This window comes from Microbacterium sp. NPDC056057 (assembly GCF_042266945.1).
GTDB classification, from domain to species: Bacteria; Actinomycetota; Actinomycetes; order Actinomycetales; family Microbacteriaceae; genus Microbacterium; species Microbacterium trichothecenolyticum_C.
In genome coordinates this window covers 1,324,748-1,346,882 of sequence record NZ_JBHJWS010000001.1, presented here as the reverse complement: position 1 = coordinate 1,346,882, position 22,135 = coordinate 1,324,748, and the positions used below count along the sequence as shown (strand labels likewise).

15 protein-coding genes are annotated in these 22,135 nt (G+C 70.1%); 12 read left to right on the top strand and 3 right to left on the bottom strand.

Annotated features, from left to right (window positions below; translation table 11 throughout):
- Positions 1–32: 32 nt before the first annotated feature.
- Both ACFC1K_RS05680 and ACFC1K_RS05675 read right to left on the bottom strand, forming a co-directional pair.
- Entirely contained in the window at positions 33–3,371 is a 3,339-nt protein-coding gene (locus ACFC1K_RS05680; RefSeq protein WP_375870810.1) for a family 43 glycosylhydrolase, read from the bottom strand.
- Positions 3,372–3,598: 227 nt separating this feature from the next.
- Entirely contained in the window at positions 3,599–4,624 is a 1,026-nt protein-coding gene (locus tag ACFC1K_RS05675; protein WP_310285610.1) for a LacI family DNA-binding transcriptional regulator, read from the bottom strand.
- A 184-nt stretch (positions 4,625–4,808) separates the two neighbouring features.
- Here ACFC1K_RS05675 and ACFC1K_RS05670 point away from each other — a divergent pair, with 184 nt between their 5' ends.
- The 4 genes from ACFC1K_RS05670 (at position 4,809) to ACFC1K_RS05655 (ending at position 9,961) form a co-directional block, all read left to right on the top strand.
- A complete protein-coding gene (locus ACFC1K_RS05670) occupies positions 4,809–6,107 on the top strand; it encodes a sugar ABC transporter substrate-binding protein (RefSeq protein ID WP_310285612.1) in 1,299 nt (432 codons plus the stop codon).
- A 92-nt stretch (positions 6,108–6,199) separates the two neighbouring features.
- Positions 6,200–7,123, top strand: coding sequence for a sugar ABC transporter permease (locus tag ACFC1K_RS05665; protein ID WP_310285615.1), 924 nt, complete (start codon positions 6,200–6,202; stop codon positions 7,121–7,123).
- 1 nt (position 7,124) lies between these two features.
- Positions 7,125–8,018, top strand: coding sequence for a carbohydrate ABC transporter permease (locus ACFC1K_RS05660; RefSeq protein WP_310285617.1), 894 nt, complete (start codon positions 7,125–7,127; stop codon positions 8,016–8,018).
- On the top strand, positions 8,015–9,961 hold the full coding sequence (locus ACFC1K_RS05655; RefSeq protein ID WP_375870809.1) for a glycoside hydrolase family 127 protein: 1,947 nt from the start codon (positions 8,015–8,017) through the stop codon (positions 9,959–9,961). Before ACFC1K_RS05660 ends, ACFC1K_RS05655 begins: the two co-directional genes overlap by 4 nt.
- Positions 9,962–9,975: 14 nt before the next feature.
- Here the strand turns inward: ACFC1K_RS05655 and ACFC1K_RS05650 are convergent, their stop codons facing one another.
- Positions 9,976–11,073 carry an aminotransferase class V-fold PLP-dependent enzyme gene (locus tag ACFC1K_RS05650; RefSeq protein WP_375870808.1) on the bottom strand — a complete coding sequence of 366 codons (1,098 nt, stop codon included), beginning with the start codon at positions 11,071–11,073 and terminating at the stop codon, positions 9,976–9,978.
- Between the two features lie 200 nt (positions 11,074–11,273).
- On the opposite strand from ACFC1K_RS05650, the gene ACFC1K_RS05645 reads away from it, so the two are divergent.
- From ACFC1K_RS05645 to ACFC1K_RS05610, 8 genes are read left to right on the top strand one after another with little or no spacing between them, the layout of a single operon-like run.
- Positions 11,274–12,971 (top strand): ABC transporter substrate-binding protein, encoded by a 1,698-nt coding sequence (locus ACFC1K_RS05645; RefSeq protein WP_310285625.1) that lies wholly within the window; start codon positions 11,274–11,276, stop codon positions 12,969–12,971.
- A gap of 2 nt (positions 12,972–12,973) precedes the next feature.
- Positions 12,974–13,948, top strand: a complete 975-nt coding sequence (locus tag ACFC1K_RS05640) for an ABC transporter permease (protein WP_375870807.1) — start codon at positions 12,974–12,976, stop codon at positions 13,946–13,948.
- Positions 13,945–14,943, top strand: coding sequence for an ABC transporter permease (locus ACFC1K_RS05635; protein WP_375870806.1), 999 nt, complete (start codon positions 13,945–13,947; stop codon positions 14,941–14,943). Before ACFC1K_RS05640 ends, ACFC1K_RS05635 begins: the two co-directional genes overlap by 4 nt.
- A complete protein-coding gene (locus ACFC1K_RS05630) occupies positions 14,940–15,815 on the top strand; it encodes an ABC transporter ATP-binding protein (RefSeq protein WP_375870805.1) in 876 nt (291 codons plus the stop codon). The genes ACFC1K_RS05635 and ACFC1K_RS05630 overlap by 4 nt, the downstream gene beginning before the upstream one ends.
- Complete coding sequence (locus ACFC1K_RS05625) at positions 15,812–16,672, top strand: ATP-binding cassette domain-containing protein (protein ID WP_375870804.1); 861 nt, start codon at positions 15,812–15,814, stop codon at positions 16,670–16,672. The genes ACFC1K_RS05630 and ACFC1K_RS05625 overlap by 4 nt, the downstream gene beginning before the upstream one ends.
- Complete coding sequence (locus ACFC1K_RS05620) at positions 16,669–17,952, top strand: alpha/beta fold hydrolase (protein ID WP_375870803.1); 1,284 nt, start codon at positions 16,669–16,671, stop codon at positions 17,950–17,952. The genes ACFC1K_RS05625 and ACFC1K_RS05620 overlap by 4 nt, the downstream gene beginning before the upstream one ends.
- Positions 17,949–19,397, top strand: coding sequence for an aminopeptidase P family protein (locus tag ACFC1K_RS05615; RefSeq protein WP_375870802.1), 1,449 nt, complete (start codon positions 17,949–17,951; stop codon positions 19,395–19,397). Before ACFC1K_RS05620 ends, ACFC1K_RS05615 begins: the two co-directional genes overlap by 4 nt.
- On the top strand, positions 19,394–22,093 hold the full coding sequence (locus ACFC1K_RS05610) for a beta-L-arabinofuranosidase domain-containing protein (protein ID WP_375870801.1): 2,700 nt from the start codon (positions 19,394–19,396) through the stop codon (positions 22,091–22,093). Before ACFC1K_RS05615 ends, ACFC1K_RS05610 begins: the two co-directional genes overlap by 4 nt.
- Positions 22,094–22,135 lie beyond the last annotated feature (42 nt).

Below are 22,135 nucleotides of genomic sequence, written 5' to 3'. Positions count from 1 at the left end.
CATTCACGAGCTCGCGCGCTCAGCGCGAGCGCTTACTGACAGGTGGTGGCCGAGAAGGCTGCCTCCACCTGCGCCGCGCGTCCATCTTCCGCGGCGGCGGCGACGGCGATCGCGCCGCCGGCGACCGACGCGGAGCGCGTGGCGAAGGCGACCGACGCCGACTTGCCCGGCTGCACGGCGAGCGACTTCGATCCATACGTCGAAGACACGTCGACCTGGAGCGCCGTGCCGCTGACGTTCTTCACCACGGTCACCAGCTGCACCTTCCCGGCGACACAGCGAGGAGTCGCAGAGGCCTCGACCTGCAGCGCGGGCAGCGCCACCGTGATCTTCTTCTCGATCGTGACGTCACCGCGGGCGACGCGCACCGTGTACTCCCCCGCGGCGAGGTCCGTGCGAAGCCCCGCCGTGAGCGATCCCGCGCCGCTGCCATCGGTGTGCAGCGTGCCGAGAGCGATCCCGCCCGGTTCGAGCGTCACCGCGTAGTCCACGTTCGGGATGCCGCCGGTCAGCGTCACCGGGAACTCGGACCCCGCCGCGACGGCGGTGGCCGGCACCTCGATCGCGGGCGCCGCGGCAGGCGCGGCTGCGATGACCTGCCACTCGCGGATGCCGGTCGATCCGCCACCCTCCGCGGCACCCCAGGACTGCGACACGATCCGCAGTGCCGTCGTCTTCACCGGGGCGAAATCGACGCGGTCGAATCCGGTGCCGGTGCGACCGTACGACTGCCCGGCGTCAAGAGTGACGTCACGCCACGTCGTGCCGTCGGCATCGAGGTACTGCAGCACCCAGCTCTTGGGCGGGATCATGCCGGCGTTCGCGGTATCGGGGCTGTCGCGGTACCACCAGACACCCACCGAGTCGACGTCGACCGAGAACGACCACGTCAACCGTGCGGTCTGCTGGCCGGCCTGCGGCCAGGTTCCCCAACTCGTCGCGTACTTGGCCGCCGCGTTCTCGAACGGCGCGTTGGTGCCGTCCTTGAGGCCGTTGACGTTCTCCCAGCCGCTCGTGAACGAGGCAGTGGCCGTCGCGTACGACGAGATGTTGCCCGTGAGCTGGGCGTTCGGGTCCTTGGGAATCGTCACCGAGCCGTTGGCCGTGTTGCCTGCGGCGTCGCGCACGCGGTACGTGACCTGGTGCGGCAGCCCGTCGGGTGCGGCGATCGCCGCGCCCGCCGTCGCCGCCACCCATGCCCCGGCGCCGTCGAAGCGATACTCGATCGCGGCCACGCCGGATCCGGCGTCGGTCGCGGTGATCGACACCGTGCGCGCGGCAGCGTCGAGCGCGGCGTTCGCGGTCGGAGCCGTCTTGTCGATCTTGACGGTGCGGCTCACCTCGCTCGACACGTTGCCCGACGAGTCCTCGGCGCGGGCGGCGACGGTGCTCGTACCCTCTGCGGTCACCGTGACCTCGGCGAAGCGCACGTTCGGCGTCGCCGTCCAGGCGCCGGCGCCGATGCGGGTCGACACCGTGGTGAGGTAGTCGACCGCATCCTCGGCCGAGGCGCGCAGCGTGACGTTCGAGGCGAACCAGCCGTCAGCGCCCGACGTCCCGGAGGCCGCCAGCGTGACGGTCGGGGCATCGTGGTCGGCCGGCGGTGCGGGCGGGTCGTCCGAGCTGACGGTGACGTCCGCCTGGACCAGACCCGCGGCGACACCGAGCGCGCGGCCGGTCGCCGTGAACGTCCCCGCCTGTGCGTAGTCGGACGCCTTCACCGGCAGCCAGTTGACCGGCGCCCACTGCTGCGCGCCGTCGACCGTGATCCGCACAGCGGCGGGGAGCACCGGTGCGACTGCGGGCTTGGTGTGCACCGCGACGGGTGCGGGCACCGCGGCCTCGCGAGCATAGACCTCCCACTCCGAAACCGATACGGAGTTGAAGTACGCGCCACTGGCACGGCCGGCGAACGTCGCGCGCAGCGCCGTCGTGGTCACCGGCGTGAAGTTCACCGTCAGCCACGTGTTGACCGTCGTCGGGTAGGTCGCGTTCTCGACCGGCCGCCAGTCCCCCGCGGCGTCGAGGTATTCGAGCTTCCACGAGGCGGGCGGGCGGATCCAGTTGGAGTCCTGGTGGAACTGGATTCCGACCGAGCCGGTGCGCACCGGCGCCGTCCACTGGTACGAGAGCCAGTCGGTCTCGTTGGCGCTCGTCGTTCCCCGGTAGTTGCCCCACTGGTCGGGCGGCAGGAGCGCCGTCGTGGCGCGGAATCCGTCATTGACCGCGGTGGTCCGCATCGGGGGCTGTTCGGTGAAGGACGCCTTCACCTGCGCGTCGAGCGCGAGGTTGGCCGACGGGATCCGCTTCGGATCCTTCGCGAGGGTCTGCGTGACGGGCAGGATCTTCGCGCCGTCCCACTGGACCTCGTCGATCGCGACGGACCGGCGGAAGTGCCCACCGCCCACCGCATCCTTGGTGTGGTAGGTCAGGTACGACTTGCCCTTGAAGTCGATCAGCGACGGGTGCACGGTCGTCGCGGACGTGCCCGACAGGATGATGCCCTGGTAGTTCCACGGCCCCGTGGCACTCGTCGACGTCGCGTACGCGATGCACGCCTGATAGTTCGACGGTGTGCAGGCGCTGCCGCCCTGCTTCCAGTCGTAGAGCAGGTAGTACAGCCCGTTCTTCTTGAACACCCACGGCGCCTCGTAGAACGAGGTGAGACCCGACATCGTCGAGATCGCGCCGTCGAGCGCGGTCATCGAGGAGGTGAGCTTCACGACGCGCGCGACACTCCAGGAGCCCCAGTAGAGGTAGACAGTGCCGTCCGTATCCGTGAACACGTGCGGGTCGATCACCTCCTGGCCGTTGGTGCTCGAGCCGAACACATCGGACCACTTCACCAGCGGCGCCCCGATCGCGTCGGTCCATGGCCCGACCGGCGAGTCGGAGACGGCGACGCCGATCGCCATGCGGTTGGCCTGGGTCGTGTCCTTCGACTCGACCGGCACGTACCAGTAGTACTTGCCGTCACCGCCCAGCACGGCGTGACCGGCGTAGGCCGCGTTGCCCGAGGCCCACGAGAACACGGCGTCCGGGTCGAGGGCGTTCTGGTAGACGTCCCATTCGCCCGATGCCACGTCGTCGGTCGCGAGCACCGCGTAGTCGCGCATCGCGAACCCCGCCTGCTGCGCCGACGCCTCGTCGTGGCCGGTGTAGATGTACAGCCGGCCGTCCGCCCCCACGAGAGGTGCGGCGTCGGCGGTGTACAGGGATCCGTCGGCGATGATCGGGTTACCCGCGGATGTGATGGTGCGCGTCGGTGGTGGGGCGTCGGCGGCGGATGCCGGTGCGGCGCCGCCTGCGAGGATCAGCGCGACAGCGGCGGCTGTCGCCACCGCTGCCCGCGCCAGGACGTGGTCGTTCATTCGTGAATCACCTTTGTTTCGTCAGCGGCTGGTCTCGGCCGGGTACGCGACAGCGACTCGACGAGCACCGAAACCGGTTGACACCACAGCAGCGATGTTGGCGCTCACAATTGGTGTTCTCGACGCTGAAATCCCGCGTGAGGGGCAGTTTGGCAGTGACCGCCGCGTGAGCGCAATCGTTTTCGAGAATTTCGAAACCCGCGTGCCGGCCTCGACGGCACACAGCGTCATCGACGCGGGATCGTCGATCCCCGGATCACGAGCCGCACCGGAAGGTGGTGGCTTCCCTGGCCGATGTTCACGCCGTCGATCGCGTCGAACACCCGCTGCGCGGCCTGGCGCCCGAGCTGCTGGAGGTTCGCATCGATGCTGGTGAGCTGAGGTCGCGAATTGGTCGCGAGCACCTCCCAGTTGTCGTAGCCGATCACCGCGAGGTCGTCGGGCACGCTGCGTCCGAGGTCGCGCGCGGTGTCCAGCGCTCCGCGCGCGATCTGGTCGGATCCGCAGAAGATCGCATCGACGTCGGGGTGCCGCTGCAGCAGGATCGCCGCGGCATCCCGGCCCCAGTGCTCCGTCCATTCCGAGAACATCGGCTCGCCCACGAGTTCCAGCCCCGCCGCCGCCAGCCCGGCGCGAGCTCCCGCGACGCGGTCCTGCGCTGCCGCGTAGGCGGGGTCGCCCGTGATGACGGCGATGCGGGATCGCCCGCAGGCGATCAGGTGCTCGACGGCGAGGCGCCCGCCCGCGTAGTTGTCAGGGGTCAGTGAGAGGTCGCGCGGGTCGTCGGACGGCGCATAGGCGTACACGACGGGAACCGGGAGGTCCTGCCCGAGGGATGGGCGGGGATCGGTCTGCCGCCCGACGACGATGATCCCGTCGACGCGACGGCTCAGCAGGGCCTTGAGATGGTGCTGCTCGCGGATGGCGTCGCCGCGCGCATCGCACAGGAACACGTTGATCTGCCCCGCACCGAACGCGTCTTCGGCACCCATCAGGATGGGGATCATGAAGCGGCCCTCGAGGTCGCTGGTGAGAAGCCCGACAGTGCCGGTGCGGCCGGCGAGCAGTCCCTTGGCCATCGCGTTGGGGGTGAACGACAACTCGTCGGCCGCGCGCAGGACGCGCTGCCGCGTCGCGACGGCGACGTCGTCGCGGTTGTTGAGCGCCTTCGACGCCGTCGCGATCGACACTCCCGCGCGCCGAGCCACATCGCTCAGCGTCGCGGCGCGCGACCCGTTTTCGCTCGTTGCCACGAGTCACCTTCCTTTCGGGTGCTCAAACGTTATCGAAGACCATACTTGACGGTCTCGCAATCGCCACGATAGCTTGCTCGAAATGGATTTCGCCGATTTCGGTTCTCGTCCATTGCACCCACTCGCAGCGATGCCGACCCGTCCAGCGTCATCCGCTCGAAGAAGAGCCAGAGGAGACAGTTGCATGATCACCACCCGACGTCGTGCCGCACTGCGGACGGCCACCGTCCTCGTCACAGCGGGAGCCCTCATCGGGGGCCTCGCCGCCTGCGCCGGAGGCGGCGACAGCCCCGAACCCGCCGCATCCATTCCCGCTGAAGGAGTCGACGACGGCTCGACCCTGACGCTGTGGACGCGCGCGCCGATGGAACGCCAGGCGAACCTGCTGGTCGACGCGTACAACGAGAGCCACAAGAACCAGGTCGAGCTGACCGTCGTCCCCAACGACGACTACGTCGCGAAGGTCGGCGCCGCCGCCGGTGCGAGCGGGCTGCCCGACCTGTTCGCCGCGGACATCGTCTACGTCCCCAACTGGGTCGAGCAGGGCCTGTTCGCCGACATCACCGACCAGATCGACAGCCTCGACTACAAGGACTCGATCAACAAGGGCCACCTGTCGGCCGGCACCTACGAGGGACAGGAGCACGTGCTGCCCTTCGTCCTCGACCTGTCGATGCTCATGTGGAACAAGGAGCTGTTCGCCGAGGCGGGGCTCGACCCCGAGAAGGCCCCCGAGACCCTCGCCGAGTTCTCCGAAGCTGCTCAGGCCGTCCAGGCTCTCGGCAAGGACGGCGTCTCCGGCACGTCCGCAGGCCTCAACTGCGGCGGATGCCTCGTCTTCACGTGGTTCCCGAGCGTCTGGGCCTCGGGCGACCAGGTGATGAACGAAGAGGGCACCGAGTCGCTGCTCAACAGCGAGGCCGCGCAGGAGGTTTACTCCACGTGGAAGGAACTGTACGACGCAGGCGCCGTGGCTCCCGGCTCGGCCGATGAGACCGGACCGACCTGGGTCGCCGGGTTCCAGGAGGGCAAGGTCGGCATCATGCCGTACCCCGCGACCCTCCTGTCGGGCCTCGAGTTCGACGCCGGCGTGGCGGGTCTTCCCGGTGTCGACGGCGGCGCATCGACGTTCGTCGGCGGCGACGGCATCGGCATCTCGAAGGACTCGAAGCTCTCGGCCCAGGCGTGGAACTTCCTCTCCTGGATGATGTCGGACGACGCGCAGGTGCAGGTGCTCGCGAAGGACGGCAACGCGGTCTCGCGCTCCGACCTCGCCAACAACGAGTACTCCTCGGAGGACCCGCGTCTGGTGACGATCAACGAGGTCGCCGGTGAGGGCGACACCCCCGTCGCACTGCAGTTCCAGCAGGCGTTCAACGCACCGGGAAGCCCGTGGCTGACCCTCGTGCGCAACGCGGTGCTCGAAGGCACCGACACGGTCGACGCCGACAACGACGAGATCACCGCCGTCCTCGGCGAGTGATCCGCCGGCGGGGCGCATCGCCGGCACCGACCGAGCGATGCGCCCCGCGCTCTCTCCTCACCTTCTCCCCAAGCCCCGAACGAAGGACTGACGTGGCTTTCACGACCACTGCGCGCCGCGCGCGAGCACCGCGCGCGAACCGCCAGAGCCGGAGCGCCCTCGGCGGCCCCGTCCAAGGGTGGCTCTACGCCCTGCCGACGGCGCTGTTCGTGGTCGCCCTGTTCCTCATCCCGCTGCTGCTGGTGCTCCAGATGTCGGGGTCGGACTGGCCGCTGCTGCGCGGCAACCAGGGCTGGAACTTCCCCGAGAACTACGCGGATGCCGTGGACCTCCGGCTGTTCTGGGACTCGATCTGGTTCACGCTCAAGTACACGATCATCACGACCGTGCTGCTGATCGGCCTCGGCCTCGGCCTCGCACTGCTCGTGCAGGAGTCGAGCGCGTGGAAGGGCTTCCTGCGCACGTCGTTCCTCATCCCGAGTGCGCTCGGCCTGGCCTCGGCATCCCTCCTCTTCTATGTGCTCTACTCGCCGTTCGCCGGCCCGTTCGCCGATCTCATGGAGACATGGGGCTTCACCTTCCTCGGCACACCGGAGGGTGCGCTGTGGTCGACGGTGTTCCTCATCGTGTGGCGGTATGCGGGCTTCTACATGCTGCTCATGCTGGTCGGCCTGCAGGGCATCCCCGACGACGTCTTCGAGGCGGCCCGCATCGACGGCGCCTCGCGCTGGCAGACCTTCCGGCACATCACCGTGCCACTGCTGCGCCCCACCTTCGCCCTGACGATCGTCCTGTGCGTGACGGGGTCGCTGCTGGCGTTCGACCAGTTCTACATCCTCACCAAGGGCGGACCCGACAACAGCACCATGACCATCGTCCAGCTGATCTACAACGTGGCCTTCCAGGGGAAGAACGACCTCGGAATCGCTGCGGCGCTGTCGGTCATCGTGCTGCTGGCCCTCATCGTCATCAACGTCGTGCAGCTGCGCGCGTTCCGCAAGCCCGAGGAGGGCTGACATGACCCTCACAGACACCACCTCGACGCGCACCATCGTGGCGCCGGACTATCGGGGGACGCGGACAGGTCGTCCGCGCGGGCGCCTCGTATACGGCATCCCGTATGTCGTCTTCACCGGCGCGCTCGCGATCATCTTCCTGTACCCGCTCGTGTGGACCGCCGTGTCGTCGTTCAGCCCCCAGGCGGGCTCTGCCCAGACCGACGGCTGGGGTTTCGGCAACTACGAGTCGCTGGCGAACTTCCAGGCCGGCATCTGGGTCTACCTCGGGAACTCGCTGTTCGTCTCGCTGCTGACCGTCGTCCTGACGCTCGTGACATCGTTCCTCGGCGGCTACGCATTCGCGCGCTTCTCGTTCCCGGGCAAGAACCTGCTGTTCCTGCTGGTGCTCGCGATCCTGATGGTGCCGTACGCGACGCTGCTGATTCCGCTGTACGTGATCCTCAACGCGATCGGCCTCAACAACTCGCTGGTCGGCGTGGCGCTGGTGCTCACCATGTTCCAGCTGCCGTTCTCGATGTTCATGATGCGCATCTCGTTCGAATCGATCCCCAAGGAGATGGATGAGGCGGCGCTCGTCGACGGCTGCAACAGCTTCTCGGCGCTCTGGCGCGTGCTGCTGCCGGCCGTCAAGCCCGGGCTCATCACGGTGGGACTGTTCGCGTTCCTCACGGCGTGGAACGACTTCATCGCGCCCCTCATCCTCATCACCGACACGAACCGGATGACGCTCCCCCTGGCGGTCGCGAACCTCCGCGGCCAGGTGATGGGCGTCATCGACTACGGCGCGACGGAGGCGGGAGTCGTCGTGCTCGCGCTGCCGTGCGTCGTCCTGTTCCTGGTGCTCCAGCGCCACTACGTCCGCGGATTCATGTCGGGAGCCTTCAAGGGATGACCATGCAGATCACCACCACCGCACCTCAGGCGCCCGTCGCCCCGTCGAGGGGACGCCTGCGCCCGCTGGGCCAGAACGAGGTCCGCATCACCGGCGGCTTCTGGGGCGACCGGCAGTCGGTCAACGCCGCCGGCACGCTGCGACACATCGGCGCGCGCCTCGAATCCGAGGGATGGCTCCCCAACTTCGATCTCGCCGTGTCGGGCGGGCTCGCCGAGGGACGCCGCGGCCGCGAGTTCTCGGACTCGGAGGTCTACAAGTACCTCGAGGGCCTCGCGTGGGAGATCGGCCGCACCGACGACGCCGCGCTGGAGGCGCGCTTCCGCGAGGTCGTGAGTCGCGTCGCCGCCGCTCAGGAGGCCGACGGGTACCTCAACACGCGGTTCGGCCGCCCCGGACAGGGCGCACGGTGGTCCGACCTCGAGTGGGGGCACGAGCTCTACTGCCTCGGCCACCTCTTCCAGGCGGCCGTCGCCCGCGAGCGCACGCGGCCGGGGGCCGACGACGGGCTCCTCGAGGTGGCGCGACGCGCCGCCGACATGGTGTGCCGCGAGTTCGGCGCCGACGGGCGCGACGCGATCTGCGGCCACGCGGTCGTCGAGGTCGGCCTCGCCGAGCTCGCCCGCGTCACCGGCGACGACCGCTACCTCGAGCAGGCGCGCCTGTTCGTCGAGCGGCACGGCCGGGGCACCCTGCGCGACATCGAATGGGGACGCAAGTACTACCAGGACGACGTCGCGGTCCGCGACGCCGAGGCGCTGCGCGGCCACGCCGTGCGGGCGAACTACCTCGCAGCCGGTGCCGCCGACGTCGCGATCGACACCGGCGACGACCGGCTGCTCGAGGCGCTGCGCCGCCAGTGGGACCGCACCGTCGCGCGCCGCACCTATGTCACGGGTGGCCAGGGCTCCCACCACCAGGACGAGGCGTTCGGCGAGGACTGGGAGCTGCCCGCCGACCGGGCGTACTCCGAGACCTGTGCGGGCGTCGGATCGATCATGTTCTCATGGCGACTGCTGCTGGCCGGGGCAGACCCCCGCCACGCCGATCTCATCGAGCGCACGCTCTACAACGTCGTCGCCACCTCGCCCGCACCCGACGGCCGGGCGTTCTTCTACGCGAACACGCTGCACCAGCGCGTGCCGGGCATCCCCGCCGACCCCGACACAACGTCGCCGCGCGCCTCGTCGTCGCTGCGCGCGCCGTGGTTCGAGGTGTCGTGCTGCCCGCCGAACGTCGCCCGCACACTGGCGAGCCTCGACACGTACCTCGCGACCGCCGACGACGAGGGGGTGCAGCTGCAGCAGTACGCCCCGGCGTCCGTTCGCACCACGCTGCCCGACGGCCGTGTGATCGCGTTCGACGTCGAGACCGAATACCCGGTATCGGGGATTGTCCGGGTGATCGTGACGGATGCTGCGCCCGACGCCGAATGGACGCTCACGCTCCGCGTACCCGCGTGGGCCGACGGTGCGCGCCTGCGGGTCGTTGCCACGAGCGGCGATATCGTCGGCGAGTCGGATGCCGCGCCCGGTGCCGTCGAGGTGCGACGGGCCTTCCGAGCGGGAGACGTCGTCGAGCTCGAGCTGCCCATGGCACCCCGACTGACCGCTCCCGACGAGCGCATCGACGCCGTGCGCGGATGCCTCGTCATCGAGCGCGGACCGGAGGTGTTCGCCCTCGAATCGGTGGATCTCGCTGCCGCCGGCGTCGATGACGTGGCCCAGGTCGCACTCGCGCCCGGTTCCGCGCCCGTCGAGCGCGACGGCCGCGTGTGGATCGACGTCGTGCGGCGCCACGAGAGCGACGGCGGCTGGCCGTACGGCGAGCCCGGTGACGGGCTCGGGGGCGCAGCATCCGTATCCGTGCCCCTCGTGCCCTACCACGAGTGGGCCGAACGGGGCCCCTCCACGATGCGGGTGTGGATCCCAGCGGCCGGCTGAGCGCGGGGCCGCCGTCAGAGCGGCGCACTCACCAGCGCTGCGACCCGCGGGAGGTCGTCGAGTCCTGTCGTGGCATGCACCGCGAACCGCAGCCTCTCCTCGCCGTGCACCGTGACGGCCACGCCGTGCTCGGCGAGCCGGCGGCGGCGCTCGGGGGCGGACCCGTCCGCCCACCGCGCCACCACGATCCCGGCGCGGTCGGCGGGTCGCCGGGGAGAGACGACGTCGACGCCGACGGCGTCGAGCTCCGAGATCAGCGTCTCGACGCGCTCCGAGATCCGCCGCTCGACCGCGGCGACCCCGACCGAGCCGACGAGCTCGAGCGCCCGCGTGAGCATGCGGGCGGTCGCGGGCGAGCCGTTCGTGAGGCCGAGGTGCTTCGCGCCGGGGAGCACGGGATGCCGCAGACCGTCGTATCCGCCCGGCCGCTCGACGCCGGTCCACCCGCTCAGGCTCGGCTCCATCACGGCCAGGGCACGGGGAGTCGCCGCGACGAAGCCCGTGCCCCAGCCTGCGCGGAGCCACTTCTGGCCGCCCGCGATCACGATGTCGCCGTGCGCGAACGGGAGGTCGACGGCGCCGGCCGACTGGATCGCGTCCACGATCAGCAGGCGGTCGCCGATCACCTGCCGGATGCCCGCCAGGTCGGCGCGCCAGCCGGTTCTGAAGTCCACGGCACTGACCGCGACCGCCGTCGTCGTGGGGGCGAGCGCCGCGGCGACCCGTTCCGGGGTGACCGGCGACGTCAGACGGTCACCCGGCAGGTCGCGCACGCGCAGGATCCCGAGCTCCTCGGCACGCCACCACGGGTACAGGTTGGCGGGGAACTCCCCCCTCGACACCAGCACCTCGGCGCCGCGCAGCGCGAAGGCGACATGGAACAGCCCGAGCGACGTGCTCGGCACAAGGGCGACGTCGGCCGCCGGCATCGCGAGGAGCCGTGCGACCTGCTCGCGGGCACCGAGGTCTTCGGCCGCCTCGTCCACGTCTCCCGTGGCCGCGGAGCTCCAGAAGTCAGACGCGGCCTCGCACACGCTGCGTGAGGGCGGGCCGAAGCGCGCGAAGTCCAGGTGGCCCGGGGTGGGCTCGAACGCCGCGAGGTAGTGCTCCATCGGGGCTGCGCCCGTCGCGTGTTTCGCGGGTGTAAACATCGGACCTCCAGAATGACGATTCGGTCACAGCCGCTGCAAGACGGGCGCCCGACGAGATAGAAAACATTAAGTATCAGGTGCAGTTGTACATTGCACCGTCATGTTGTTTCATTGTTGAGTCACTCGACGCAACGGAGCAAGAGGAAGGAATGGTCGACCAGATGACCGCCAAGATGAGAGCCGCCGGACTACTCGCCGCCGGCATGACCGCAGCCCTGCTGCTGGCCGGATGCTCGGGAGGAACGTCCTCCTCCGCCCCCACCGAGGCCGCGTCCGGCGAGCCGCAGAAGGGCGGCACCGTGCACATGCTGCAGAACGCCGACTTCTCGTACCTCGACCCGGCCCGCGGCTGGGATGGCGGGGTCAATGCGTTCTACCGCCTGCTCTATCGCGGCCTCACCATGCAGGCGGCCGGAGACGCGGACGACCCGAACGCGATCGTCCCGGATCTGGCCGAATCGCTGGGCACGGCATCCGACGACGGCCTGACGTGGACCTACACGCTCAAGGACGACCTCGCCTTCGACAACGGCGACCCGATCACCTCGGCAGAGGTCAAGTTCGGCATCTCACGCGCGTGGGACCCGCAGATCGGAATCGGCTCCCCCTACCTGAAGAACGTCATCGACGCTCCCGCCGACTACGAGGGCCCTTACGTCTCCGGCGACATCCCCACGATCGAGACGCCAGACGAGAAGACGATCGTCTTCCATCTCAAGGAGCCCTTCCCCGAGTTCGACAACGTGCTCGCGCAGTCGAACGCCGTGCCGTTCCCCGTCGGCACCGGCGGGGGCGACGAGTTCATCAACGACGTGATCGCCTCGGGCCCTTACACGCTCGACAGCTACACGCCGGGAAGCACCATCAAGCTCGTGCGCAACGAGCACTGGAGCGCCGACACCGACGACGTCCGCAAGGCCTATCCCGATGCGTGGCAGTTCGACATGGGCATCGACGCCGCGACGATCGAGGAGCGCATGATCGCCGGCCAGGGCGACGACGTCAACGCGATCGCGGGCAAGATCAGCGGCGCCGCGCTGCCGCGCATCCAGACGCCCGAGCTGCAGGAGCGGGCGATCAAGGCGCCGGCGTTCTGCACGACCTACATGTCGATGAACACGACCAAGGCGCCCTTCGACGACGTGCGCGTGCGCCAGGCCGTCAACTGGGCCCTGGACCGCACCACCGTGCAGAACGCCTCGGGCGGCAATCAGCTCGCGGACGTCGCGACCACGATCATCCCGCCGGCGGTCAACGGTCACCGCGACTTCGACCTGTACCCCGCCGGCGACGAAGGCGGCAACGCCGAAGAGGCGGAGTCGCTGCTCGCGGAGGCAGGCCTGGCGGACGGCTTCGAGTTCACGCTCGACATCCGATCGCAGCCGGCCATGCAGGCTCAGGCCGAGGCGGTCCAGGAGTCGCTCGAGAAGGTCGGCATCACCGTGAACCTCAACGTGATCGACACCGCGATCTACTACGAGACCATCGCGACGCCGGCGAAGCAGAACGACGCCGCCATCACCGGCTGGTGCCCCGACTGGGCTTCGAGCGCCAGCACGTTCATCCCGCCGCTGTTCGACGGCGCCATGATCACCGAGAAGGGCAACCAGAACCTGGCGCAGCTGAACGATCCGGCCGTGAACGAGCGCATCGCCGAGGTGCGCGCCATGACCGACGTCGACGAGGCCAACGCCGCGTGGGGCGACCTCGACGAGCAGATCATGGAGCTCGCTCCGATCGCGCCGCTCGTGTTCGAGAACGGCATCTTCCTGCCGGGCACGAACATCGCGGGCTACTACCCCAGCACCAACATGACCGATCTCACGATCATCGGTCTGAAGGACCCCTCGAAGGGCTGAGCATGACGATCCCCTCGACCGTCATCGAGGTCGAGGCCACGCCGGGCGGCGACCCAGTACTCGAAGAGTCACTGGAGTCCCGCCCGGCCTCTGGCCGGAAGCTTCTGCGCGGATTCCTCACCGATGTGCCGGCGATGCTCTCGCTCGGCTACATCGTCCTGATCCTGCTCATGGCGATCTTCGCGCCGCTCATCGTCCTGGTGAGCGGCTGGGGACCGTACGAGTTCGACCAGAGCGCGATCGATCCGAACATGGGGGCGATCCCCCTCGGGCCGTTCGGCGGCATCAGCGCCGAGCACTGGTTCGGCGTCGAGCCCGGCAGCGGCCGCGACATCTTCGCGCGCATCGCGTACGGCGCTCGCGTGTCGATGACGGTCGCCCTGTCCGCGACGTTCCTCACCACCATCCTCGGAGTCGTTTTCGGGCTGCTCGCCGGCTACTTCGGCGGGTGGATCGACACCGCGATCTCCCGCGTCATGGAGTTCCTGATGGCGTTCCCCGCCCTCATCTTCATGATCGCGATCCTCTCGGCGCTGCCGTCCGACAACCGCATCATCCTGCTCGTCGTCGTGATCTCGCTGTTCGGCTGGCCCTACCTCGCGCGCATCGTGCGCTCCCAGACGCTCTCGCTCAAGGAGCGCGAGTTCGTGGAGTCCGCGCGGGCCTCCGGTGCGTCGGGCGCGCACATCATCTTCCGCGAGATCCTCCCCAACCTGACGTCGACGATCGTCGTGATGGCCACCCTCGCGGTCCCCGGCTACATCGGCACCGAGGCCGGCCTGTCGTTCCTCGGCGTCGGCGTGGTGCCGCCCACCCCCAGCTGGGGGCAGATGATCGCGGCGGCCGCCCCCTGGTACGCCGTGGATCCGATGTACTTCCTCATCCCCGGCGCCTTCCTCTTCCTGCTCGTGCTGTCGTTCACGACGCTGGGCGACCGCATCCGAGCCCTCATCGGCAGTTCGGAGGTGCGCGCATGATCCGCTTCGTCGGCTCCCGCGTCCTGGGCATGCTCGTCGTGCTCTTCCTGGTGACGCTGTTCACCTACGTGATCTTCTTCGTGCTGTCGCCGGACCCTGCGGTGCAGATCTGCGGCAAGAACTGCACGCCGGAGCGCATCGAGCAGATCCGCGTCAATCTGGGCCTGGACCTCCCTTTCTGGCAGCAGTTCTGGGAGTACGTCTCGGGTCTGTTCACAGGGCGGGAGTACGTCGTCGCGGGTGCCGTGGTCACGTGCCCCGCGCCGTGCCTGGGCTACTCGTTCCAGACCGGTCAGCTCGTGAGCGAGATGATCGTGCAGCGACTGCCCATCTCGGCGACCATCGCGATCGGCGCCGCCATCCTGTGGCTGATCGGCGGGCTCATCGGCGGCGTGCTGAGCGCCGTGCACGAGGGGAAGTTCACCGACAAGTTCTTCGCCGGACTCACCCTCGGCGCGATGTCGATCCCGAACTACGTGCTGGCCCTTGTGCTGCAGTTCGTCCTCGTCGTCGCCCTCGGCTGGCTCCCCTTCCCGCAGGCCGTCCCGTTCGCCGAGGACCCCGGCCAGTGGTTCCTGAACTTCCTGATGCCCTGGATCGTGCTGGCCGTCGGGTATGCCGCGGTGTACACCCGGCTCACGCGCGCGAACGTCATCGAGACGCTGCAGGAGAACTTCGTGCGCACGGCGAACGCGAAGGGCCTGAGCTCTTCGCTCGTGTGGCGGCGCCACGCTCTGCGCCCCGCGCTCACGCCGATCGTCACGATCTTCGGCATGGACATCGCCGGCCTCCTCGGCGGCGCGGTGATCACCGAGACGGTCTTCGGCCTGAACGGCGTGGGCAAGCTCACCGCCGACTCGATCTCGTCGAACGACCAGCCGGTGATCATGGCCGTGACCCTGCTGTCGGCGTTCTTCGTGATCGTCGGAAACCTCGTGGTCGACCTGCTGTACACGGCGATCGACCCGCGCGTGCGGACGGCGGCACGCGCATGACGGGAGAGAACGTGAACGACACGACCGGCGACCTGCTGCGCGTCGAGGACCTGAGCGTCGAGTTCCGCACGGCGCGAGGGGTCACCCGCGTCGTCGACTCGATCGACTTCGCCGTGCCCCGCGGCGGCGCGCTCGGCATCGTGGGAGAGTCCGGCTCGGGCAAGTCCATGACGAGCCTGGCGATCATGGGGCTCCTCCCCAAGGGCGGCACCGCGACCGGCTCCATCCGCTTCGATGGGAAGGATCTGCTGGCGCAGCGCGAGAGCGCACTGCGCCGCGTCCGCGGCGACCGCATAGCGATGATCTTCCAGGACCCGCTGTCGTCGCTGAACCCGTACTACACCGTCGGCGTCCAGATCGCCGAGGCGTACCGCTCGCACCGCTCCGGCGTCTCGGCCCGGGCGGCGAAGAAGGTGGCCATCGAGGCGATGGAGCGCGTCCACATCCACGACGCGGCCCGTCGGGCCGATCACTACCCCCACCAGTTCTCCGGGGGCATGCGCCAGCGCATCATGATCGCGATGGCCCTGAGCATGGAGCCAGACCTCATCATCGCCGACGAGCCGACGACCGCGCTCGACGTCACGGTGCAGGCCCAGATCCTGGCGCTGCTGGCCGAGATCCGCCGCGACACCGGCGCGGGACTCATCCTCATCACCCACGACCTGGCCGTGGTGAGCGAGGTGGCCGACCGCATCGTGGTGATGCGCGGCGGACGCCTCGTCGAGCAGGGGTCGGTCGAGGACGTCTTCAGCGACCCCCAACACGAGTACACGCGGCGGCTGCTCGACGCCGTGCCCCGCATCGACGACGAGATCGGCGAGCTCCGCACGACGGCGATCCCGGTCCTGCCCGGAATGGAGAAGCGATGACGGATGCTGCGCCCCTGTGCCGAGCGACAGCTCTGGTGAAGGAGTTCACGAGTCACGGGCCGATGCTCAGCCGCCCCACGACCTTCCGCGCGGTCGACGACGTCTCGTTCGAGGTGTTCCGCGGCGAGACCCTCGCACTCGTCGGGGAGTCCGGCTCGGGGAAGTCGACGACGGCCCGCCTGGTCGCGCGCCTGATGGAGCCCACCTCCGGAACAGTCGAATTCGAGGGTCAGGATGTCACGAGCCTGAAGGGCAGATCGCTGCACTCCTTCCGCAGCGACGTCCAGGTGATCTTCCAGGACCCGTACTCGTCACTGAATCCGCGGCACACCGTCGAGGGTCTCGTGACCGCTCCGCTGCGGTATCAGAAGCGCAGGATCCCCGGAGGCGCGCGTGCGTTCACGCGTGGCCTGATGGAGCGGGTGGGGCTCAACCCCGACCACTCCGGCCGCTACCCGGCGCAGTTCTCGGGCGGGCAGGCGCAGCGCATCGGCATCGCGCGCGCCCTCGCGGTGAGCCCGAAGATGGTCATCTGCGACGAGGCCGTGTCGGCGCTCGACGTCTCGGTGCAGGCGCAGGTCATCAATCTGCTGCGCTCGCTCCAGCGCGACGAGGGGTTCGGCTACCTGTTCATCGCGCACGACCTTGCGGTCGTGCGCCAGATCGCGACCCGCGTGGCGGTCATGAGCCGCGGCCGGATCGTCGAGCAGGGCGAGCGGGACCGCATCTTCGCCGACCCGCAGGACGAGTACACGCGCACGCTCCTCGCAGCGGTGCCGCGCATCGATCCCGAGTGGGACGCACGCCGGCGCGAGGCGGAGCGACGCCGCGCGGCGATGGCATCGGAGGCATCATGACGACGACATACCACCTGCCCGGCATCCGCGTCACCGAGACGTTCGCCGGCGTGCCCCTGGACTGGGACGACCCGACGGGCCCGTCGATCGACGTGTTCGTGCGCGAACTGGTCGATCCCGACCGCGCCGGCGACGACCTGCCGCTGCTCACCTACCTGCAGGGCGGCCCGGGCGGCGCCAACCCGCGTCCGCTCCGGCGCGACGGCTGGCTCGACGAGGCGCTCGCGCACTACCGCGTCGTCCTCGTCGACCAGCGCGGCACGGGGCGCAGCCACCCGCTGGAGGCCGCCGACATCGAGCCCCTGGGCGCGGAGGCGGGCGCGGACATGCTCGCCCTCTTCCGCGCGGACTCGATCGTGCGCGACCTCGAGCACGTGCGCAGGACCCGCTACGCCGGTCGCCGATGGGCGACCCTCGCGCAGAGCTACGGGGGCTTCCTGACGCTCACCTATCTGTCGCTCGCGCCCGAGGCGCTCGCCGCGTGCTACGTCTGCGGCGGCATCCCGGGAACGCCGCCGCGCGCCCAGGGGGTGTACGCGCGGACCTTCGACCGCGTGGCGCAGAAGACCGCCGAGCTGTACCGCCGGTTCCCGGAGGACGCGGACACGATCGGCCGGATCGCCGACGTGCTCGACCGGGAGCACGTCGTCCTCCCCGACGGCGACCGCCTGACGGTGCACCGGTTCCAGTCGCTCGGCATCGATCTGGGCATGAAGCCGGGGCACGAGCGCCTGCACTGGCTCGTCGAGAAGGCGTTCACCCGGCAGGGGCGGTTGTCGACCGCGTTCCTCCAGGACGCGATGACCCTCACCTCCGGCGCCGGCAACCCGCTGTTCTGGACGCTGCAGGAGTCGATCTACGGCGACCCCGACAGCGGTCCGACCGGCTGGGCCGCGCAGCGCGCCCGTGACGAGCGGCCGGAGTTCGGCCCGGATCGCAGGCCGCTGCTGTTCACCGGCGAGATGGCCTTCCCGTGGATGTTCGACGAGGTGCGGCTGCTGCGCGGGTTCCGCGACGCCGTCCATGCCCTCGCCGAGCGGACGCAGTGGTCCGCGCTGTACGACGCCGACCGCATCGCGGGCTCGGACGTGCCCCTGGCTGCGGTCGTGTACTTCGACGACATGTTCGTCGACGCGGGCCTGCAGCTGGACACCCTCGCGCGCATCGGCAATGCGCAGTACTGGGTCACCAACGAATTCGAACACGACGGAATCGGGTCGGGCCGGACGTTCACCGCACTGCGTGAACTCGTGCGCGACCGCGGAGGAGAGACACGATGACGCACCACCACCCCACCCCCGTTCGCCCGCCGTACGCCGGCACCCGGTACCCGCGGCTCGCCGAGATCCCCGCGTTCACCGAGTTCATCGCCGGGGGCTGGGACGACGTCGCCGTGCACCCGACGCTGCCGGCGGGCACCGCAGCGGCCGCCGCGGCCCATCGCGCCCGGTTGAGCGCGGCCATGCCTGGACGGACCCTCGTCGTCGCCGCGGGCGCGGCCCCCATCCGCAACGACGACGCCGCGTACGGCTTCCGCGCCGACAGCGGCTTCGTGTGGCTCACCGGCTGCCAGGTGGAGGATGCCGTGCTCGTCATGTGGGCGGTCGACGGTGGCCACGACGCGGTGCTCTATCTGCCCCGTCCGTTCCGGCCGGGGGACGCCGGGTTCTTCTCGGATGCCGTCCACGGCGAGCTGTGGGTCGGGCCCTCCGCGGGCCTCGCAGAGTGGAGCCAGGCGCTGCAGGTGAGCGTCGAGCCGCTCGAGGCGCTCGGAGCGCGGCACGCCCAGCTGAGCGGCGCGGACGCGGCGCGGTCAGCCGTCTCTCTGGCCGGCGCGACCGGCGCGAAGCCGTCGCCCGAGCTCGAGCGCACGCTGGCACGGCTGCGCATGGTCAAGGACCAGTGGGAGATCACCCAGCTGCGCGCAGCCGTCGACGCGACGGTCGGCGGATTCGCCGCCGTCGTCGCCGAGGTGCCGCGCGCCATCGCGGGGGGCCTCGGGGAGCGATGGCTGCAGGGGACGTTCGACCGTCACGCCCGCACCTTCGGCAACGGCCCGGGCTATTCCACGATCGTCGGCTCGGGTGCGCACGCCCCGATCCTGCACTGGGTCCGCTGCGACGGGCCGATCCTCCCCCACGCCGCGCTGCTGCTGGACATGGGCGTCGAGACGCACTCGCTGTACACCGCCGACGTCACCCGCACGGTCCCCGCCACCGGCACCTTCAGCAGCGTTCAGCGCGCCGTGCACGATCTCGTCGAGAAGGCGCACCGTGCCGGGCTCGAGCAGATCCGTCCCGGCACGCCGTACCTCGACTTCCACTTCGCCGCGATGGAGGTCGTCGCCCAGGGCCTGCACGACTGGGGCCTGCTCCCGGTCTCGGTCGACGAGGCGCTGTCGCCCGCGGGCCAGCAGCACCGTCGGTACCTGGCGTGCGGCATCGGGCACCACCTCGGGCTGGACGTGCACGACTGCAGCCAGGCGCACTACGAGGACTACATGGGCGCAGACCTCGAGCCGGGCATCGTCATGACCGTCGAGCCCGGGCTCTACTTCCATGCCCACGACCTGACTCTGCCGCCCGAGCTGCGCGGGATCGGTGTGCGGCTCGAGGACGACGTGCTGGTCACCGAGTCCGGCTCGGAGGTCCTCTCGGACGCCCTCCCCATCGACGCCGAGGGCATCGAGCAGTGGACGCGCGCGCACCTCGGGTCCGCCGCATGACGACGGTGACGGCGACGCGGCTGGCGCTGGACTTCCCTCTCGCCGACGTGAGGCTCGGGGAGGCGAGCGTGTTCCAGCGCGCACGCGCCGAGATGCTCCATCTCGCGCGCGTTTATCCGGTGGACCGGCTCCTCGCGGTGTTCCGGGCGAACGCCGGCCTCGACACGCGCGGCGCGGTGCCGCCGGGCTCGTGGGAGGACTTCGGCCACACCGCCGAAGACGCGTGGGGCGAGCACGACTATCCCGGCCGCGAGGCCGCCCAGACGGCGAACCTGCTGCGGGGCCACTATGCGGGGCATTTCCTCTCGATGCTCGCGATGTCCGCCGCGGGCGAGGCCGACCCCGCGCTGCGGGCCAAGACCGGCGAGGTCGTCGCCGGTCTCGCCGAGGTGCAGGCGGCGCTCGCGGCGACCGGTCGCTACTCCCACCCCGGCTTCCTCGCCGCTTACGGCGAGTGGCAGTTCTCGCGCCTGGAGGGCGGCGCGCCGTACGGCGAGATCTGGGCTCCGTACTACACGTGCCACAAGATCATGGCCGGGCTGCTCGACGCGTATGAGCTCGTGGGCAGCGACGAGGCGCTCGGCGTGGTCACGTCGATGGGCCACTGGGTGCACGGCCGCCTGTCGCGGCTGGACGACGCACAGCGACAGCACATGTGGTCGCTCTACATCGCCGGCGAGTTCGGCGGGATGAACGAGACGATGGCGCGCCTGGCCGTCGTCGCGGGCGAGCCGGTCTTCCTCGAGACGGCGCGCATGTTCGACCAGCACGAGCTGGTCGCCGCCGGCGCCTCGCACCGCGACATCCTCGACGGCATGCACGCCAACCAGCACCTGCCTCAGCTGATCGGCTACGTCCACGAGTACGAGCAGACCGGCGAGCGCGCGTATCTCGACGCCGCCGCGGGACTGTGGGAGCAGGTGGTCCCGGGGCGCATGTACGCGCACGGCGGCACCGGGGAGAGCGAGATGTGGGGGCCTGCCGGCCGTGTCGCGGGCGACATCGGGCACCGCAACGCCGAGACCTGCGCCACCTACAACATGCTGAAGCTCTCGCGCCTTCTCTTCCAGCACACGCTCGACGCGAAGTACATGGAGTACTACGAGCGCGGCGCCCTCAACCACATCCTCGGCTCCCGGCGCGACGTCCGCTCCGACACGAGCCCCGAGGTCGCCTACATGTTCCCGGTGCACCCCGGCGCGCTCCCCGAGTACGACAACGTCGGCACCTGCTGCGGCGGAACCGGCCTCGAGAACCACGTCAAGTACCAGGACTCGGTGTTCTTCCGCGGAACGGGCGCTCAGGCCGAGCTGTGGATCAACCCCCACACGCCTGCCGAGCTCACGTGGCGCGAGCGGGGCGTGCGGGTGGTCGTCGACTCCGACCTCCCCCTCGCCTCGTCGGTGCGGGTGCGGGTGGAGCGGATCGACGGATGCCCCGACCCGGTGCCGCTGACCGCCCACGTGCGCATCCCGGCCTGGGTCTCAGGTCCCGTCTCCGCGCGGATCGGCCGACACACCGTTGCCCTCGACGCGCAGCCGGGGCAGTATGCGCACGTGCACCGCGACTGGGCGCCGGGAGAAGTGCTGGCCATCGACCTGCCGATGAGCCTTCGCGCCCACGCCGCCGTGGACGACGCCCAGGTGCGCCACCTCGCCTTCGGCCCGAGCGTGCTGGTCGCCCGTTCCGAGAGCACGACCTGGCTCGAGCTCGGGCTGGACCGCCGGCGGCTCCTGGACGGCACGATCCTCGCCGACGACGCCGATCCTCGCGGGGCGCTGCTCTCGGGCGGAGCAGTGCGCGTGGGCGGCGTCGCCTTCGAGCCCACATGGACCGGTTCTGACGCCAGGTACCACATGTACGTGCGCTCGGCGGATGCCACGATCGGCTTCGCGGGTGTCGACACCGGCGTCGCCGCGCGACGACGCGAGGACGGCACCACGATCCTCGACGACGTGTGGGCCGAGCCGCTTCCGCGCACCCGGAGCGAGTTCGTCGCGCGTGTGCTGGGGGGTGTGCGCGGCGGACACGCCGCCGGCCTCCTCGGCATCGACGAGGCACGCACGGTCCTGCGGATCGCGATGGAGCTCGATGCGGGCGCGCTGCGCGCCGGCGCCGAGGATGCTCCCGATCTCGCCGATGCCACGGCCTGGCTCGAGCAGTCGGCGGGCGCCGGGGACGAGGCATCCGCTCCCATCGTGGAGATCCTCGTCCCCGAACCCGCCGCCTCGGGCTGGCACACCTCGACGCCGCTGATCCGCGTGCGCGCGGGGTCGGGACGGGAGGCTTTCGAGTCGCTCGAGGTGCGCGTCGGCGACGGCGGCTGGCAGCAGTACGCCGGCGAGTTCCCGCTCGACGCCGAGGGCGCGGTGCGCGTCGAGGCGCGCGCGACGGCCGCGGGACGCACCGGGTTCGCGGCACGCACCCTGCACGTGGACACCTCTCCCCCGGTCACCGAGGCGCGCGTGAAGCGGCTCGGGTCGAGCGTCGAGATCACCTTCGTCGCCCGCGACGACGTCTCGGGGGCAGAGCGGATCCAGTGGGAGGGGCCGGGCACCTTCTGGGCGACCTTCCAGGAGGCGTTCGTGCGCGCGCTCACCGACCACGAGCAGGTCATCGAGTACGCGGCGACGGACCGGGCCGGCAACGAGGAGCCCCGGCGCACGCTCGTGCTGCCGCCCCGCCCGCCGGTGTAGACGAGCTCCCGCGGTACCCATTACAATTGCAATTGCACCTTC

What these genes read in the sequence shown, in the direction of transcription:
- ACFC1K_RS05630 (WP_375870805.1), top strand. Translation starts at nt 14,940, where the DNA reads ATGACGGGAGAGAACGTGAACGACACGACCGGCGACCTGCTGCGCGTC.
- ACFC1K_RS05645 (WP_310285625.1), top strand. Translation starts at nt 11,274, where the DNA reads ATGACCGCCAAGATGAGAGCCGCCGGACTACTCGCCGCCGGCATGACC.
- ACFC1K_RS05615 (WP_375870802.1), top strand. Translation starts at nt 17,949, where the DNA reads ATGACGCACCACCACCCCACCCCCGTTCGCCCGCCGTACGCCGGCACC.
- ACFC1K_RS05625 (WP_375870804.1), top strand. Translation starts at nt 15,812, where the DNA reads ATGACGGATGCTGCGCCCCTGTGCCGAGCGACAGCTCTGGTGAAGGAG.
- ACFC1K_RS05620 (WP_375870803.1), top strand. Translation starts at nt 16,669, where the DNA reads ATGACGACGACATACCACCTGCCCGGCATCCGCGTCACCGAGACGTTC.
- ACFC1K_RS05640 (WP_375870807.1), top strand. Translation starts at nt 12,974, where the DNA reads ATGACGATCCCCTCGACCGTCATCGAGGTCGAGGCCACGCCGGGCGGC.
- ACFC1K_RS05610 (WP_375870801.1), top strand. Translation starts at nt 19,394, where the DNA reads ATGACGACGGTGACGGCGACGCGGCTGGCGCTGGACTTCCCTCTCGCC.
- ACFC1K_RS05655 (WP_375870809.1), top strand. Translation starts at nt 8,015, where the DNA reads ATGACCATGCAGATCACCACCACCGCACCTCAGGCGCCCGTCGCCCCG.
- ACFC1K_RS05650 (WP_375870808.1), bottom strand. Translation starts at nt 11,073, where the DNA reads ATGGAGCACTACCTCGCGGCGTTCGAGCCCACCCCGGGCCACCTGGAC.
- ACFC1K_RS05635 (WP_375870806.1), top strand. Translation starts at nt 13,945, where the DNA reads ATGATCCGCTTCGTCGGCTCCCGCGTCCTGGGCATGCTCGTCGTGCTC.
- ACFC1K_RS05670 (WP_310285612.1), top strand. Translation starts at nt 4,809, where the DNA reads ATGATCACCACCCGACGTCGTGCCGCACTGCGGACGGCCACCGTCCTC.
- ACFC1K_RS05680 (WP_375870810.1), bottom strand. Translation starts at nt 3,371, where the DNA reads ATGAACGACCACGTCCTGGCGCGGGCAGCGGTGGCGACAGCCGCCGCT.
- ACFC1K_RS05660 (WP_310285617.1), top strand. Translation starts at nt 7,125, where the DNA reads ATGACCCTCACAGACACCACCTCGACGCGCACCATCGTGGCGCCGGAC.